Below are 14,276 nucleotides of genomic sequence, written 5' to 3' on the forward strand. Positions count from 1 at the left end.
GTAGCGGTCATTTTTTATTCTTCGGAGTGATCATCAGATTTTTCTGGTTCACCTCCTGAACTCATCGTTGTTTCAGTTGTATGTTCATCAATCTTTTTTTCTTTTAGCTTAACAGAAAACAAGTCTTTGACTTCTTCATCTACTTGATCAGAGTCAGCGCTGTAAGTGGTGCCGATGTTTAAGTGACCCGTCAAATCTTTAATGCCTAACTGGCCGAAATTATTACTAAGATCAATTTTGTCTAACAATACTTTTTCGACCATGATTTTTTCAACAACAATGGACTGCTTTGGCTGAGTTACTTCATCAATCTTTTTGTCAAGAGTTTTCACCATCTCATATAAGGCGGTATTAGAAGATTCTTCCTTTAACGCAGAGAGCTGATTTTGAATAGCCTCGAAATTAGGAGCTGACTGCATAGCCGAGAGTAAATGAGCTGTTTGCTCGTGCAGTTGAGACAGTGATTGAATAAGGTGAGCTGATTCATGTAATTGCTGATGAAGCTCTTCTATTTTAGGGATCGCGTCGGTTAAACGCGTCACTTGATCAATAATTCCCTGCAGGTTCAGCGCTGAATCTGACGAAAGAGCAGGTTTTGTGACTTCAGCTTCAGCAGATGTCTTAGGCTCCGTTTGGCTAGACAACTTCTTTGGCTGCTGAGAAGGGTTCTTTAGATTAGACTGTTTTTTAGTTTTCATCTTTTTGGGTAATTCTTTCCGCTTTTGATTAGAACGTTGGTCTATGGGACTTACTTTTTTTTTGGTTGGAAGGGAAGACGGATTTATTTTGCGGACTGTTTCAATTTTAGGCGATTGTTTAAACCACTTAGAAAACATGAAATTCCCTGCCTTTCATGCTACGTATAGTTCTGCACAATAAATTACAAATCAAATTTCACATGCAAAAGACCATCTTTAAATGATGCGTGACACGGCGCTTCCTCTACAGCAGGTGGAAGGATAATTGATCGTTGAAACGTTCCTTCACGTCTTTCTTTGTGAAGAACATTTGCATCCTTCACGGTTAAAAGAGATGAACCGGATATGTGTAAAGTATTTTCGTGCATAGTCAATTCGACGTCTGTTCGTTTAGCACCGGGGATTTCAATTACAACTAACAGTTGATTTGCCCATTCATATACATCAATTAAAGGATAATCTCGATACTCATTTACAATCTGAGGAGAAGCATCTGCTTCCGTATCATTCTTTTCTTCATGATCATCATCAAAAATCTTTTCCCAAAATTTCTTATGGTTTTCTTCTTGTAACGTTTCTGCCCACTTTTTAAATTTTCCGTGATTCATATTTGTCACCTTCTTTAAAAAAATAAAACAAGGCCTTTTGCAGCTTTCTATTTTATATGTATGCATGAAAACAGAAAAAAACGTCCACTTTAATCTAAATCGTGGACGTCTATTTGAGACATAGGAATATTAACATGTTTAGGCATCCGGATTTCCAACACTCCGGAACGATATACGGCGCGCGTACCTTTTTTGCGAACCGAACAAGGAAGCTGAATTTCTTCTTTGAAGGATTCTTCTCCATCTATTCCTTCAATCGTGCACACGTATGGAGTATGATAGACTTTAATGCTTGATACAATATCGCGATTAGGGATTTTCAACTGAACAATGCATTCGTCTAATGTATTGATGACGTTTGAATCAAACCTTCTTAGCTGTTGTCCTTGACCTTCATTTCCCACATCCTGCTGTTCTTTCATCATGTCTTGAGCTTGCTTAAAGAATTCATTTCCTTGCATAAAATCGGGAAAAGAATGGGACATCGTAGAAGAAATCATTTGCTGAATATACTTATTCATGTCTTTAGATGCCATTCCTTTTGGGATATTTTCCATCATTCCTTTAAAAGGAGACTTTCCAAATGGAAACATATTTACACACCTCCTTGTAATGTGCCAAGTAAACTAACAAAATTGTTAAAGCTAAATTTGATTTCCAATTGGAGCTGAAGGGTTTGCAATTTGATCTTGATCACTTACATCAGGATCTAACACGCCCGTATTCATTTGAGAGCAAGTAGGAGAGAAGTTACCTAAAGAGAAATTCGCGCCGTTAAACTTTGAGTTCGCCGTGTGACTGTTTTGAATAGTGGAACCAAAATCAATATTTGCGTTTTGCGTGACACCGTTTGTTACGATATTAAAAACGTTAATTTGAAGAGGCATAAAGAGACTCCTTACTGTTTTTATTCATTCTACTCCAACAGTCTATTGCGTTCAGAGAGAATGTATTCACCGTTTGTCGTCATGCTGTTGACAAGCATCGCCCTATATCACTGCTGATAACCATTGACATGATCAACGTTTGCAATATCTGTTTGGTCATTTGTATCAGGATCGATATAAATGTTTCGCATTTTCGAGGAAGCAGGTGAGACATCGCCATAAGAAGAGTTCGTACCAGTGGATTTTGAATGAGCCGTGTGACTGTTATGGAGTGCTTCGCCAATGTTGACAGAACCGTTGCTTGAGATACTGTTGATCTTTAAATTATAAATGTTAATAACACTTGGCATACGCTCTCACCCTTTTCTATGGTTGATTAATGTATCCTATGATGATAAGTGCCTAAACGTTCACAATTCCTCATAACTAAAATCGCCTTTTCCGATTGAAGGAAAAAGCGATTGAGAGAGGATTACTTAATGATATGATGGGCTTATGAAATGGGTGCAATACGATAATTCTTTTTTTCTAAAATGTAAGAGATGCTTTGTTGGACAGTGGAAAATGTTCGCCAATTAAACTGAGAATCTACAAGCGAAAGAGCCATTTTTGAAGAAAGACCAACAATAAGGCAAGTGGTACCAATCAAACGCAAAGCATCGTGAAGCGTGTTAATATAATAACCGTGTTCTTCGTCTAACGAATGAAGGGAAGATAAATCAATAAGCAAATAGCGCGCCTGTTCTTTTACAACTGCCTCCAATACCGTTTCAGTTAGCTTCTTACCACGTTCTATATCCATCTTACCGGTAATGGGCACAGCTAAAACCTCGTCCCATATTTTTAATAAAGGTGTGGACAAATCCTCAATTAACCGTTCTTTTTCAAGCTCTGCTTCGGCTTGATCTGTAAAGTCTAATAGCATAAGCAAGTAGCCATAACGCTCGCCGTCTTTTGTATCAATAGGGTGAATCACGGCTTCTGCTACGTATTGACTGCCAATCGTTATACGCGTTCGGTAGGTTGTATGAAGAGAGGTGAGTAATTTTTCCGCTTCTTCAGAATTGGAATGAAAGAAGTCCATATGCTTTCCAATTAACTCTTCGATATGAGATAACTGGTAGATTGGAAGTACTGGCTGGAGTGTTTCAATTGCTCTTGCATTCATCCACTGCACACGATAGTCTTTATCCGCAATAATCATGGTTTCTTGAATATTTTCTAAAATCAAATGGCCATTAAGCTTTTGTGGAAGTCGTCCAATTCCATTCATTCTCCATCTCTCCTTATGTGTGTATTAAGTTTATGTACATCTACTTTATATTTTACAGTGAAAAGAATAAAGAAGGCTATAAGAAATTTATTAACGTATATAGGGATTATGGTATGTAAAAAAACGTTGGAGTAAGCACTCTCTTCAATTAAAAAACTCCCCTGTGCAAAAGGGGAGGCCACCTTACTCATATGATTTAATAAAATCAACGTTGTATTTTTCAACACTTGATAAGTAGGAATCTCTAAATGATGAATCAGGCGTATACCATGACTTTTCATAAAAATAGGCTTGAAGATCTTTCGATTTAAATACGTACCCATGCCGCGCATAGATTTCATTTCGAGCTAGCCTTAGTTCACTCGAGCTCAAACTGTTAATATCACTATAGCTTAATTTGTAAGAATCCGAACCAGGAAGAATATAAGAGCTTGAAGTAGCATAAGAGCGCGGCCCAGGCACGATCACTTCTCGTTCTTTTATGACGGTTTTTTCCTTTTCGACGGGCGGCGTTTGTATATTTAACATAATACTTTCTTCACTTTGAATAGTGTAGGGACTGCTTTTGAACGTTGTGCCGTCTTTTTGCACTTCTGCATGAACAGTGACGCTTCCATCCGTGGCAACAGGCCCTATTTGTGATGAGCTATTCACCTGCAGTCCCGTGCTTTTTCCATTTACGAATAAAACAGCGTCATCTCTATTCGATGAGATTGTAACGTAAGCGCCTTTAAATACCACAGATATATTTTCTTCTTTTTGTCGGTGAAAATTTACAGTGGTTTGGTCTGTAAGTTTTCCATAAGAGCTTTCATAAGAAGCCGTAAGCGGGTAATTTCCAATCATAAAAGGTCCTATTTTTTGCGTTTGATTCTTGGATATCGATTGTTTTGTATCATTGACTATAACCGTTGCATCCTCTGGCGTGGTGAGGGAGATATAATATGATGACGGCACAACCACGTACTGTTTTTTGAAGAGTAGTGAATGTTTCTGTTCTTTTATTGTAAAGTAGATGCTCGATTTATTTTTTAAATCATTTTCAACATCTCGTAAAATAGAACCATCGGAAGTTGCGTCTAACAGAGCTTGAATAGATGTGTCATTAATAACTATAGTAGACTGCGAAGAGTCTAACAACTCTCTTAACACAGCTGTATCTTTCGATTCTAATGCCTCAATAAAGCGGTCAGCCGTCTTTTCTTCTGAGCCAGAGAAAAAGAAATAAAATACAAAAGTTAAAAGAAGTATAAGCGCAATACCCCCGCCAATATACCAGCTCTTTTTATGCTTGGCTGCAGCTGGCGACACGGTGAAAGAAAAGCCGCAGTTATTGCAAAATAATTGGTCTGTGCTTGCACTGGCCCCGCATTTTGGACATTGATTCATTCACACCATTCCTTTCTTTTTATTTCATTAAATGTATGGAATGTGTAGGTAAAACAGACCGTTAAATTGGAAAAAGAATAGATTCAACAAGAAAGATAAACACACCAAACATGCACAGAAAAGGTGAGGTATGCTATGATAAGAACTATATATTAATCCGATAGGGACACTCTGTCATATAAAAAGGAGATGAAGCAAATGAGTGTTTCATTTGTAAATAAAAATCAAGAGTCTACGTATGAAAAATTGCTGCCTCTAGTCGAAAAATTTAAGAAACGAGCTTTTAAAATAGATGAAGAAGGTACGTTTCCCTTTGAAAATATTCAAGAGTTAAAAGAAGCGGGCTATACACGTCTTTCTCTCGAAAGCAAATATGGCGGAAATGAATTACGCCTTTATGATTTTTTATTATTTCAAGAATTAATTGCTCAAGGAGATGCTTCTACGGCTCTTAGTATTGGATGGCATATGGGGATTACAATGGACTTGCGTGAAAAACAGCCTTGGAATCAGCAAATGCTCGATTTTATTTTTAAAGAAATAGAAAAAGGTGCACTTATTAACACCGCTGCAACTGAACCGAAGACGGGAAGTCCTACTCGAGGAGGAAAACCGGAAACGACAGCCGTAAAAACAAAAGAAGGCTGGCGAATCAATGGCCGAAAAACATTCACCACGATGTCTCCAGTGTTAAATTATTTTTTGGTAAAAGCAAGCATTGAAGGTGAAGAAGAGATCGGCTTATTTTTAATTCCTCGTGAAACAAGCGGACTTTCAATAGAAGAAACATGGGATATGATTGCAATGCGCGGAACAGGAAGTCATGATCTTGTGCTAGAAAACGTCGATATTAAACACGACTTTCTTGTTGAACGCCTCGGTGGTTTTAAAAAGAATGAGCCAAGCGGCTGGCTGCTTCATATACCAGCTTGCTACATGGGTACAGCCATCGCAGCAAGAGATTATGCTGTCGCATTTGCTACAGAATATTCGCCTAATAGTATTGAAGGAACGATTAGCGAATTGCCAAATGTGCAGCGTTTAGTAGGAGAGATGGAACTTGAACTTATGCAAGCGCGTCACTTTATGTACAGCGTGGCAAGTAAATGGGATGAAACCAGCGACCGAGCAGCATTAGCGGGAGAGTTAGCAGCTGTCAAACACGTAGTGACCAATAGTGCCTGTACGATTGTCGACAAAGCAATGCGCATCGTGGGGGCGAGAAGCTTGCAGCGCAGTAATCCGCTGCAGCGCTATTATAGAGACGTGCGTGCTGGGCTTCACAACCCTCCAATGGATGATATGACGATTGTTAATTTAGCGAAGCAGGCGTTTGCTAGATAAAACTTAATAACATGTTAAATGATGAAAAACTGCTTATTATAGGCTATTCTATAATAAGCAGTTTTTTCGTTGCAAGAGGAGGAATTGGAGATGAAGTCCGTAAGAGAAATTCAGCTGACACCCTATAATATCGCGTGGGAAAAGGAATTTTCAAAAGAAGCTGCCACCTTAACAACTATAATGTCAGCTCAAGTTTTAGAGGTTCATCATATCGGAAGCACTGCTGTTCCCGGCTTAAGTGCAAAACCGATTATTGATTTACTTATTGAAGTGAAAGATATAAAGAAAGTAGATACATATAATCAGAGGATGGAGCAGCTTGGTTACGAAGCGAAAGGTGAAAACGGCATAAAAGGAAGACGATACTTCCAAAAAGGCGGAAATGAAAGAACGCACCATGTTCATATTTATGAAAAAGGTCATCCAGAAATTAATCGGCATATATGGTTTCGAGATTATCTGCGAACTCACCCTGATACAGCAAAAGAATACGAAACGTTGAAAATAGAACTAGCGCATCGCTATCGCTTTGAACCAGAAAAATATGTGGAAAATAAAACGAATTTTATTCATAAAATAGATGTGCTAGCTTTAAAATGGAGAAAGGGAAGCAGCAATAAGAATAGGAAAGATGATCTTAGATAAAAAGGAGGAACGAGCTTGACTCCAGTTCTAAATCGACAGACAAATACAGGAAGAAAGAAAAAAACAATATGGATCAGCCTGATATCCTTTGTTATTCTTTGTTTTGTACTTTGTACGGCAATTTCTCTTTATGTAGGCATAAGCCTGACAAAACTAGATAAAAATCCTGCTGTGAAAAATCCTGGTGATTACGGCATGCACTATAGCAATCAAGTATTTTTGAGCAAAGACGGAATAACCCATTTAAAAGGATGGATGATTGAACCAACGGAACAGCCAAAAGCGACCATTATTATGTCACATGGATACGGAAATAACCGTGAAGCACAAGGAGCTGGCTTTCTGCCGCTGAGTAAGGAATTTGTAAAAGCGGGATATCGAGTAGTTATGTTTGACTTTAGAGATTCAGGAGACTCAGAAGGAAATCAAACAACGATTGGTGTAAAAGAACAGCTCGATTTATTAGGCGTTATTCAGAAAATGAAAGAAACAACAAAAGAGCCAATTGTGCTCTACGGCATTTCAATGGGAGCAGCTACTTCTTTATTAGCAGCTTCTCAAGAGGACGACGTAAAAGCGGTGGTAGCCGACAGTCCTTTTAGTGATTTAACCTCTTATTTAAAAGAAAATCTATCTGTATGGTCTCATTTACCAAACTTTCCGTTTACACCGCTAACAATTGCTATTCTTCCTGTTATTGCAGATTCAAATCCTGCTGAAGCTAGTCCTATTAAAGCAGTCGAGCATATTTACCCTCGACCAATTTTATTTATACACAGCACAGGAGATACAAAAATTCCTTACACTGAAAGTGAAAAAATGGCTAAAACGCACCCGGATGCTTTTCACTTCTGGAAAACTGATAAAGCAGAACACGTTCAAAATTATCATGTATACAAAAAAGAATATGTAAAGCGCGTATTATCTTTTATTGAGCAATCACTGTAAAAAAAGAGGCTGGGACAAAAATATTTTAGACGAAATGTAAAACGAACCATTGATCAAGACTTTTGATTAGTGATTCGTTTTTTTGTTAGGACAAACGTAGATTTCATGTGTGTAAATCTTTCTAGCTGTTGACGAAGACTCCTGCGGGAAAAGCGGAACAGGTGAGACCCCGCAGGAGCGAAAGCGACGAGGCTCAGCGCCCGCCCGCGGAAAGCGAAGCCTTGCACGGAAATCAGCTGCGGTGTCTCAAACAGTTCAGCTCATATATCCCATTTGTTCATCTTTAGATGGGATTCATTTCGTTATGTCTCAACCTCTTTTAGCCGTTGATTTTACCTTGTTCTATAAGCTCAGCATATAAATTACGAAGAATGTAGGTTTTATAACTTTCTAGCTTTCTTCCATCGATTTTAGAGATATTGGCCGCTTTTAACTGCTGAACAAACCAGCCCTTTGAATAGATATGAGCCATTGTTAATCACTCCTTCAAAAAGATCCACTCTAAATAATTAACTATATTCATAAAAGGAACTAAAAAGAAGTGAATGAGGCAAATGAATTGACGTTCATTTTTTGCAGCGTTATACTGCTCTACAGCTACTTATAAAGGAGGAAATGAACAATGAGTAAACAGTATATAAACGTAAATGGCGTTAATTTGCACTACATAAGCAAGGGACAAGGAGATCTTATGCTATTTCTTCATGGGTTTCCTGACTTCTCGCATATTTGGCGACACCAGATAGATGAATTTTCTAATGATTTTCACACAGTTGCTTTGGATTTAAGAGGATATAATCTATCTGAAAAGCCAAGCGGACTAGAATCATACGAAATTGATGTATTAGTAGAAGATATTCGCCAAGTGATTGAAGGTTTAGGATATAGCTCCTGCACGCTAGTTGTACACGACTGGGGAGCAGGAATCGGCTGGACATTTGCTTATCGCTACCCTGAATATGTACAAAAATTAATTGCTTTTAACGGTCCGCACCCTTATACATTTATGCGTGAGCTTAGAACAAATAAAAATCAGCAAAAAGCAAGTGAATATATGAAATGGTTTCAAAAACAAGAAGCACAGGACTATATGGAACGAGATAATTTCTCAGGTTTGCGTAAGCTTGTGATCGACCCAGGCGTAAAAAAAGGATATCTAACAGCTGATGATGTTCAAGCATACGTGAACTCTTGGGAAAATGGCTCTGTGCTGTCCATGCTAAGTTATTACCGCAACTTAAAGATTTTCACAGAAGAAGACCTTCAAAGAAAATCTTTGTTTCCGTTAGAAGAAGAAGTGTTAAACATCCCGGTACAAATTATTTGGGGAAATCAAGATCCTACTTTTATGCCTGAAAACTTAGATGGTATTGAAGAATATGTACCAAACATATCTGTTCACCGATTAGGTGAAGCATCTCATGCTCCTCAGCATGAAAAGCCTCACGAAGTAAACGACGTGATGTGGAATTTTTTAAATAAGTAAAGATAAAAAGAGGCTCAGACAAAAGTAGTTTAGGTGAAAGAAAATCCGAACGATGAATTGAAATTCTTGATAGAGAATCCAACTCGTTCGGATTTTTTTATTGCGCAAGTTTCATATATATAGTGGTTTCTAGCTGTTGATTGGAGGAAAAGGCGAAGACTCCTGCAGGAAAGACCCCGCGGGGCGCAAACGACGAGAAGGCTCAGCGGCTGCCTGCAGAAAGCGAAGTCTTGAACGGAAATCAACAGTAGTATTAAAAGTAATTCATACTAACTCATTTATCCCATTTGTCCGTCTTTAAATTGAATTTATCTTGTTCTGTCTCAATTTCTTTTTCGGTTAAATTTAAAATATTTATTCAAAAAGTGATCCAAATGAATAAGGTGTTCGTTAGGTAAATAGAAAAGGAAGTACTTCTTAAGAAAAGGCGGTTAAAAACTTTTTTTAAAAAAAGTGATCCAACGTCACTCAGCGATCGTTTAGTAAATAGAAAGAGAATACTTCCTAAAAAGGATCATTAAATGTGAGGGAACATGAAAGTTTAATATATAGAATATTCAAAATATTCTATATATTTAATGGTTTAAGATGTAGTAAGAATGAAAAAAGTGGCGTACATCAACTAAAAATGAGGAGAGTGGAAAATGATGAAATTAAGTAAAAAATTAATGATCCCTGTACTAGGAGCTTCACTATTGATGCCGACTATTGCAAATGCGGAGGAAGTAAAACCAACGGCAGTAACAAAAGCTTCAGATCTACGAGCGAACTTAGACTACCTATTATCTGAACACTTTACGCTTGCCGTTGCCGCTATGACAACAGCCTATGACGGTTCTAAAGATGCTGACGCTTCGTTCAAAGCATTGGATCAAAATGCCGTCGACATGGAGCCAGCTATTGCTTCTATCTATGGTGATCAAGGAGCGGCTGAATTTGAACGAATTTTCAGAGAACACAACAATTACACAGATGATTTTGTAAAAGCAACAAAAGAAAACGACAAAGAAGCCATGGCGGAAGTAGATAAAGAAGTAGATCAATTCGTGAATGAATTTGCTGAATTTTTAAGCACTGCTACGGAAGGTAAACTACCTGAAGATGCAGCAAAAGAAGCGCTTCGCGTGCACGAAGATCAAGTAAAAGAAACGTTTGAAGATTATGTAGAAGGTGACTATGAGGCAGCCGCGAAGACATACCGCGAAGGATATCAGCAAATGTTCGCAATTAGTAAAGCGTTATCAAATGCAATCGTAACGCAAATGCCTGATAAATTCGACAATACAAAAGTAGATACACCAGCAGCAGATTTACGTTCTTCATTAAACAGCTTAGCAGCAGAACATTTTGCTCTAGCAACAATGGGAATGGAAAAAGGGTTTAACGGTTCAAAAGATTACGACTATGTTAGCTGGTTAGAAAATGCTAACACAGCAGATTTTAAAGCTGCAATTGGCTCAGTATATGGCGATGAAGGAGCTGCACAATTCGAAAAAATTTGGCAAGGAGATCACATCAATGCCCAAGCTGAATTAGTAAGTGCACAAGTAAAAAGCGATGAAGCAGGAGAAAAAGCTGCAAAAGATAAGCTCCATAAATTCGCGCAAGAATTTGGTACATTCTTAGGAACAGCAACAGATGGAAACCTTCCAACTGCAGACGCACAGGCAGCTATAAAAGCACACGAAGATACGGTTATTAAAACATTTGAACAATATGCATCCGGTGACTACGCTGGAAGTTATGATACGTATCGTGAAGGGTATAAATTAATGTTTGGTGTTGGCCAAGCTTTAGGTGAAGCAATCGTAAAACAAAACCCCGATAAGTTTGCTGAAACAGCTATGCCAACAGCTATGCCGAAAACAGGTATGGGCGGGGCATCTGAATCAACGATGAACCCACTTACAGCGATCTATATTGCACTAGGTTCGTTAGCTGTGTTAACAGCTGGAGTGATTTTACGCAAGAAACCAGTAAGCAAATAATATTTTTTCTCCTTTTCCTTATGATTTACAAGTCAAGAGTCCTGAAAAAAAGAAGAGAGGTTGTTCTCTCTTCTTTTTTATAAACAGCTGTGAAATGAGGTGACGATGTGAAAAAAGCGATTGTTCTCGCCTACTGTATATTAAGTTTAGTCCTGCTTGTTAGCGGGGGACTATATTTTAAAGAACAAATGGTAGAAGCAAAAGAAACAAAGCAACAGGCTGCAGCTAAGCAACAAGAAGCACAATCAAAGGATCTAAAAAGCCAGGTAACGCTTGAAGAAGAATTTGCTGTACTAAAAAAGCATAAAACAGAAGCCAAACAGTTAAACAAAGAATTTAAAGGAATCATTCCTGAAAAAATGTCCATTCCTGCTGTTCATGTGGAGGCTTCAGTTGAACAAGTAGGAGTATTAGACAGCGGTGAAATGGCAGCTCCATCTACAGAAAATGGAGTTTCTTGGTTTGAACCAGGAGCTAAACCTGGCGTAAAAGGAAATGCTGTATTAGCAGGACACGTAGACAGTAAAACCGGCCCTGCAGTCTTTTACAACCTAAAAAACTTAAAAAAAGACGATGAAATTACCGTCAGAGATGCACAGGGAACCACGCTTACTTTTGTTGTTAAACGTATAAAAAGCTATCCGCGAGATAAGGCACCTCTAAACGAAATTTTTGGGTACAGCAACAAACGTAATTTAAATTTAATTACGTGCACAGGCACGTTTGACCGTGCGGAAGGAACCCATCAAGAGAGGTTAGTTGTCTATACAGAACTAAAAGCTGACCAAGCAAAAGAATTGGAGCGTGAAGCAAATGCACCACAAACTCCTACACATGTAAAGATGAGTGGTAATTTGCTTACGTGGTACGCGGTACGAGAAGGTAATATTATCGGCTACCGAATTTATAAAAAGAATCCAGGCGGAACATTTGTCCATATTGGCAGCGTTTCGGAATTTGAGCGAAAAAGCTTTGCTGACTCCGACGCATCTCAAGCTCGTTACTATGTAACAGCTGTTAATGAGTCAGGAAAAGAGTCCGCTCCGTCTAGTATAGCGAAATAACAAAAAGTTCTCCTTAAATGGAGAGCTTTTTGTTATTTTTGATTGTCGATTAAAAAGATATCTTCTGCCTTTCTATTTATCTAAATGCTATTAGTTTTAATAGATAAATAAAAATTCCTTAAAAATAATACTTGAATAATATAAATATTCAGATTATTATGTACTAATAGTCTTTTTGGTAATTAAAAGGAAAAACCTAAAAAGAATCTAAACGAAAAAGGAGAGAAAGCATGGCACAACCTAATTTGCAGACAGAGCAAAAATCATATCCAACAACTTTTCTAGACAAACTATTAGGAAGAGTAGAAGCAATCGGAAACAAACTACCTGATCCTTTTATTTTGTTTGTATGTCTAGCGCTTATTATCGTAGTAGCATCTGTTGCTATTAATAGTATCGGAGTAACGGTGGTCCATCCCGGTACTAATAAGACTCTTCCAATTAAAAGTTTGTTGTCGCACGAAGGCATTCAGTATATCTTAACATCGATGCTGACCAATTTCACTGAATTTAAGCCCCTAGGACTTGTACTTGCTATGATGCTTGGAGTCGGACTTGCAGAAAAAGTAGGTCTGCTTGAAGTGGCCATAAAGAAAACGATTTTAAATGCTCCAAAAGCTCTTATTACATACGCCATCATTTTTACAGGAATTATGGCCAACTTAGCGGCAGATGCTGCTTTTGTCATCGTGCCTCCTCTTGCCGCAATGATTTTTTATACAGTAGGAAGGCACCCGCTTGCTGGATTAGCAGCAGGATTTGCTGGGGTGGGATCAGGCTTTACAGCGAATCTTATTATATCCGGAACCGACGGATTGTTATCAGGCATTTCTACTGAAGCTGCTAAAACAATTGACCCAAGCGCTGCTGTCAGTCCTGCAGCAAACTGGTATTTCATGGCGGCTTCTGTATTTGTTTTGACCGTTATAGGAGCGATCGTCACCGAAAAGATTGTCGAACCTAGGCTGGGCAATTATAAAGGAAAAAAACGCAATGATTTTGGTGAAATTAGTGAGGCAGAAGCAAAAGGGTTAAAAAACAGTATCGTTGCTACATGTATTTATGTCGCTGTACTAGCTGTTTTCTTATTTTGGCCCAACTCTCCTCTACGAAATGAAGACGGTGGAATTGTTCCATCTCCTTTTTTAGATGGTATCATTCCGATCACGCTGCTGTTTTTTGTAGTAGTTGGCTCTGTTTACGGAATAACAGTAGGGAAAATCAAAAGTTCTAGAGATGTACCTGCTTATATGACTGATTCGATGAAAGATATGGCTAGCTATATTGTCCTTATTTTTGCGGCTGCTCAATTTATCGCTTACTTTAATTGGACTAATATTGGAACGTGGATTGCAGTAGAAGGAGCGGATGCATTAAAAGCACTAAATCTAACTGGACTTCCAGTTGTGGTTGGTTTTGTATTTTTAACTGTTGTTCTAAGCCTTCTTATTTTTAGCGGCTCCGCTCAATGGGCACTAGAAGCACCTATTTTTATTCCATTGTTCATGCTGTTAGGCTACAACCCTGGATTTATTCAAGCGGCATACCGAATAGCGGATTCTTCCACGAATGTAATCACTCCTTTAAATCCATATATGATTGTTATTTTAGCCTTTATGAAAGAATACGAGCCTAAGGCAGGGCTTGGCACAATTATTTCACTTATGCTTCCTTATACTCTAGCTTTTTTAGGGATTTGGATTGTTATGTTGCTTATTTTTGCTGTATTCGGTATTCCTCTGGGGCCTGGTGTATATATGTATTTGTAAAGAAAAATCCTCTTCTTGGAGTAGAAGAGGATTTTTTATGTCAGAAAATATAACACGAATAAAAATAGTTCAGCTTATGTGTACGTAGGAGAATACATAAGAAAAAGAAAACACTATAAAAAACAAAAGTTTTCTGAATAAATTTGCAAAAAGTAGTTGCTAAATACATATAAATCA

17 protein-coding genes are annotated in these 14,276 nt (G+C 38.1%); 9 read left to right on the forward strand and 8 right to left on the reverse strand.

The genetic code is table 11. From position 1 onward, the window contains the following. Positions 1-14: 14 nt before the first annotated feature. From AC0C45_RS15570 to AC0C45_RS15600, 7 genes are all read right to left on the reverse strand, one after another. Positions 15-836: a hypothetical protein gene (locus tag AC0C45_RS15570; RefSeq protein WP_016764653.1), complete on the reverse strand. Its 822-nt coding sequence runs from the start codon at positions 834-836 to the stop codon at positions 15-17. A 44-nt stretch (positions 837-880) separates the two neighbouring features. Next, positions 881-1,306, reverse strand: a complete 426-nt coding sequence (locus AC0C45_RS15575; RefSeq protein WP_472928250.1) for an Hsp20/alpha crystallin family protein — start codon at positions 1,304-1,306, stop codon at positions 881-883. Between the two features lie 89 nt (positions 1,307-1,395). Next, a complete protein-coding gene (locus AC0C45_RS15580) occupies positions 1,396-1,899 on the reverse strand; it encodes an Hsp20/alpha crystallin family protein (protein ID WP_034650927.1) in 504 nt (167 codons plus the stop codon). A gap of 51 nt (positions 1,900-1,950) precedes the next feature. Next, the gene (locus AC0C45_RS15585) at positions 1,951-2,193 is read right to left on the reverse strand and encodes a spore germination protein (RefSeq protein WP_013057626.1); all 243 of its coding nucleotides are present in this window, start codon (positions 2,191-2,193) and stop codon (positions 1,951-1,953) included. Between the two features lie 107 nt (positions 2,194-2,300). Next, entirely contained in the window at positions 2,301-2,543 is a 243-nt protein-coding gene (locus AC0C45_RS15590; protein WP_013057625.1) for a spore germination protein, read from the reverse strand. 143 nt (positions 2,544-2,686) lie between these two features. Then, entirely contained in the window at positions 2,687-3,466 is a 780-nt protein-coding gene (locus tag AC0C45_RS15595; protein WP_013057624.1) for an STAS domain-containing protein, read from the reverse strand. A gap of 183 nt (positions 3,467-3,649) precedes the next feature. Continuing rightward, positions 3,650-4,855, reverse strand: a complete 1,206-nt coding sequence (locus AC0C45_RS15600; RefSeq protein ID WP_472928251.1) for a TcaA 3rd/4th domain-containing protein — start codon at positions 4,853-4,855, stop codon at positions 3,650-3,652. A gap of 198 nt (positions 4,856-5,053) precedes the next feature. Here AC0C45_RS15600 and AC0C45_RS15605 point away from each other — a divergent pair, with 198 nt between their 5' ends. The 4 genes from AC0C45_RS15605 (at position 5,054) to AC0C45_RS15620 (ending at position 8,153) form a co-directional block, all read left to right on the forward strand. Next, the gene (locus tag AC0C45_RS15605; protein ID WP_257062159.1) at positions 5,054-6,199 is read left to right on the forward strand and encodes an acyl-CoA dehydrogenase family protein; all 1,146 of its coding nucleotides are present in this window, start codon (positions 5,054-5,056) and stop codon (positions 6,197-6,199) included. A gap of 90 nt (positions 6,200-6,289) precedes the next feature. Further along, positions 6,290-6,844 carry a GrpB family protein gene (locus AC0C45_RS15610; protein WP_013083723.1) on the forward strand — a complete coding sequence of 185 codons (555 nt, stop codon included), beginning with the start codon at positions 6,290-6,292 and terminating at the stop codon, positions 6,842-6,844. A gap of 15 nt (positions 6,845-6,859) precedes the next feature. Next, on the forward strand, positions 6,860-7,792 hold the full coding sequence (locus AC0C45_RS15615) for an alpha/beta hydrolase (protein WP_047932286.1): 933 nt from the start codon (positions 6,860-6,862) through the stop codon (positions 7,790-7,792). A gap of 115 nt (positions 7,793-7,907) precedes the next feature. Then, positions 7,908-8,153, forward strand: coding sequence for a basic helix-loop-helix domain-containing protein (locus tag AC0C45_RS15620; protein WP_080967558.1), 246 nt, complete (start codon positions 7,908-7,910; stop codon positions 8,151-8,153). Here AC0C45_RS15620 and AC0C45_RS15625 read toward each other — a convergent pair. After that, on the reverse strand, positions 8,112-8,264 hold the full coding sequence (locus tag AC0C45_RS15625) for a YflJ family protein (RefSeq protein ID WP_013057618.1): 153 nt from the start codon (positions 8,262-8,264) through the stop codon (positions 8,112-8,114). The genes AC0C45_RS15620 and AC0C45_RS15625 overlap by 42 nt on opposite strands. Positions 8,265-8,414: 150 nt before the next feature. Here AC0C45_RS15625 and AC0C45_RS15630 point away from each other — a divergent pair, with 150 nt between their 5' ends. The 5 genes from AC0C45_RS15630 (at position 8,415) to AC0C45_RS15650 (ending at position 14,099) form a co-directional block, all read left to right on the forward strand. Next, a complete protein-coding gene (locus tag AC0C45_RS15630; RefSeq protein ID WP_034650945.1) occupies positions 8,415-9,278 on the forward strand; it encodes an alpha/beta fold hydrolase in 864 nt (287 codons plus the stop codon). 136 nt (positions 9,279-9,414) lie between these two features. Then, complete coding sequence (locus AC0C45_RS15635; protein WP_162837685.1) at positions 9,415-9,579, forward strand: hypothetical protein; 165 nt, start codon at positions 9,415-9,417, stop codon at positions 9,577-9,579. Positions 9,580-9,922: 343 nt separating this feature from the next. Beyond that, positions 9,923-11,266, forward strand: coding sequence for a copper amine oxidase (locus tag AC0C45_RS15640; protein WP_415762059.1), 1,344 nt, complete (start codon positions 9,923-9,925; stop codon positions 11,264-11,266). A 107-nt stretch (positions 11,267-11,373) separates the two neighbouring features. Further along, complete coding sequence (locus AC0C45_RS15645) at positions 11,374-12,330, forward strand: class F sortase (RefSeq protein ID WP_415762057.1); 957 nt, start codon at positions 11,374-11,376, stop codon at positions 12,328-12,330. A 230-nt stretch (positions 12,331-12,560) separates the two neighbouring features. Then, entirely contained in the window at positions 12,561-14,099 is a 1,539-nt protein-coding gene (locus AC0C45_RS15650; protein ID WP_173427152.1) for an AbgT family transporter, read from the forward strand. Positions 14,100-14,276 lie beyond the last annotated feature (177 nt).

It is taken from the genome of Priestia sp. VA7, from assembly GCF_055710015.1.

Excerpts from the sequence above, each read along its gene's own strand:
- AC0C45_RS15570 (WP_016764653.1), bottom strand. The coding sequence starts at position 836 with ATGTTTTCTAAGTGGTTTAAACAATCGCCTAAAATTGAAACAGTCCGC.
- AC0C45_RS15575 (WP_472928250.1), bottom strand. The coding sequence starts at position 1,306 with ATGAATCACGGAAAATTTAAAAAGTGGGCAGAAACGTTACAAGAAGAA.
- AC0C45_RS15580 (WP_034650927.1), bottom strand. The coding sequence starts at position 1,899 with ATGTTTCCATTTGGAAAGTCTCCTTTTAAAGGAATGATGGAAAATATC.
- AC0C45_RS15585 (WP_013057626.1), bottom strand. The coding sequence starts at position 2,193 with ATGCCTCTTCAAATTAACGTTTTTAATATCGTAACAAACGGTGTCACG.
- AC0C45_RS15590 (WP_013057625.1), bottom strand. The coding sequence starts at position 2,543 with ATGCCAAGTGTTATTAACATTTATAATTTAAAGATCAACAGTATCTCA.
- AC0C45_RS15595 (WP_013057624.1), bottom strand. The coding sequence starts at position 3,466 with ATGAATGGAATTGGACGACTTCCACAAAAGCTTAATGGCCATTTGATT.
- AC0C45_RS15600 (WP_472928251.1), bottom strand. The coding sequence starts at position 4,855 with ATGAATCAATGTCCAAAATGCGGGGCCAGTGCAAGCACAGACCAATTA.
- AC0C45_RS15605 (WP_257062159.1), top strand. The coding sequence starts at position 5,054 with ATGAGTGTTTCATTTGTAAATAAAAATCAAGAGTCTACGTATGAAAAA.
- AC0C45_RS15610 (WP_013083723.1), top strand. The coding sequence starts at position 6,290 with ATGAAGTCCGTAAGAGAAATTCAGCTGACACCCTATAATATCGCGTGG.
- AC0C45_RS15625 (WP_013057618.1), bottom strand. The coding sequence starts at position 8,264 with ATGGCTCATATCTATTCAAAGGGCTGGTTTGTTCAGCAGTTAAAAGCG.
- AC0C45_RS15630 (WP_034650945.1), top strand. The coding sequence starts at position 8,415 with ATGAGTAAACAGTATATAAACGTAAATGGCGTTAATTTGCACTACATA.
- AC0C45_RS15640 (WP_415762059.1), top strand. The coding sequence starts at position 9,923 with ATGATGAAATTAAGTAAAAAATTAATGATCCCTGTACTAGGAGCTTCA.
- AC0C45_RS15650 (WP_173427152.1), top strand. The coding sequence starts at position 12,561 with ATGGCACAACCTAATTTGCAGACAGAGCAAAAATCATATCCAACAACT.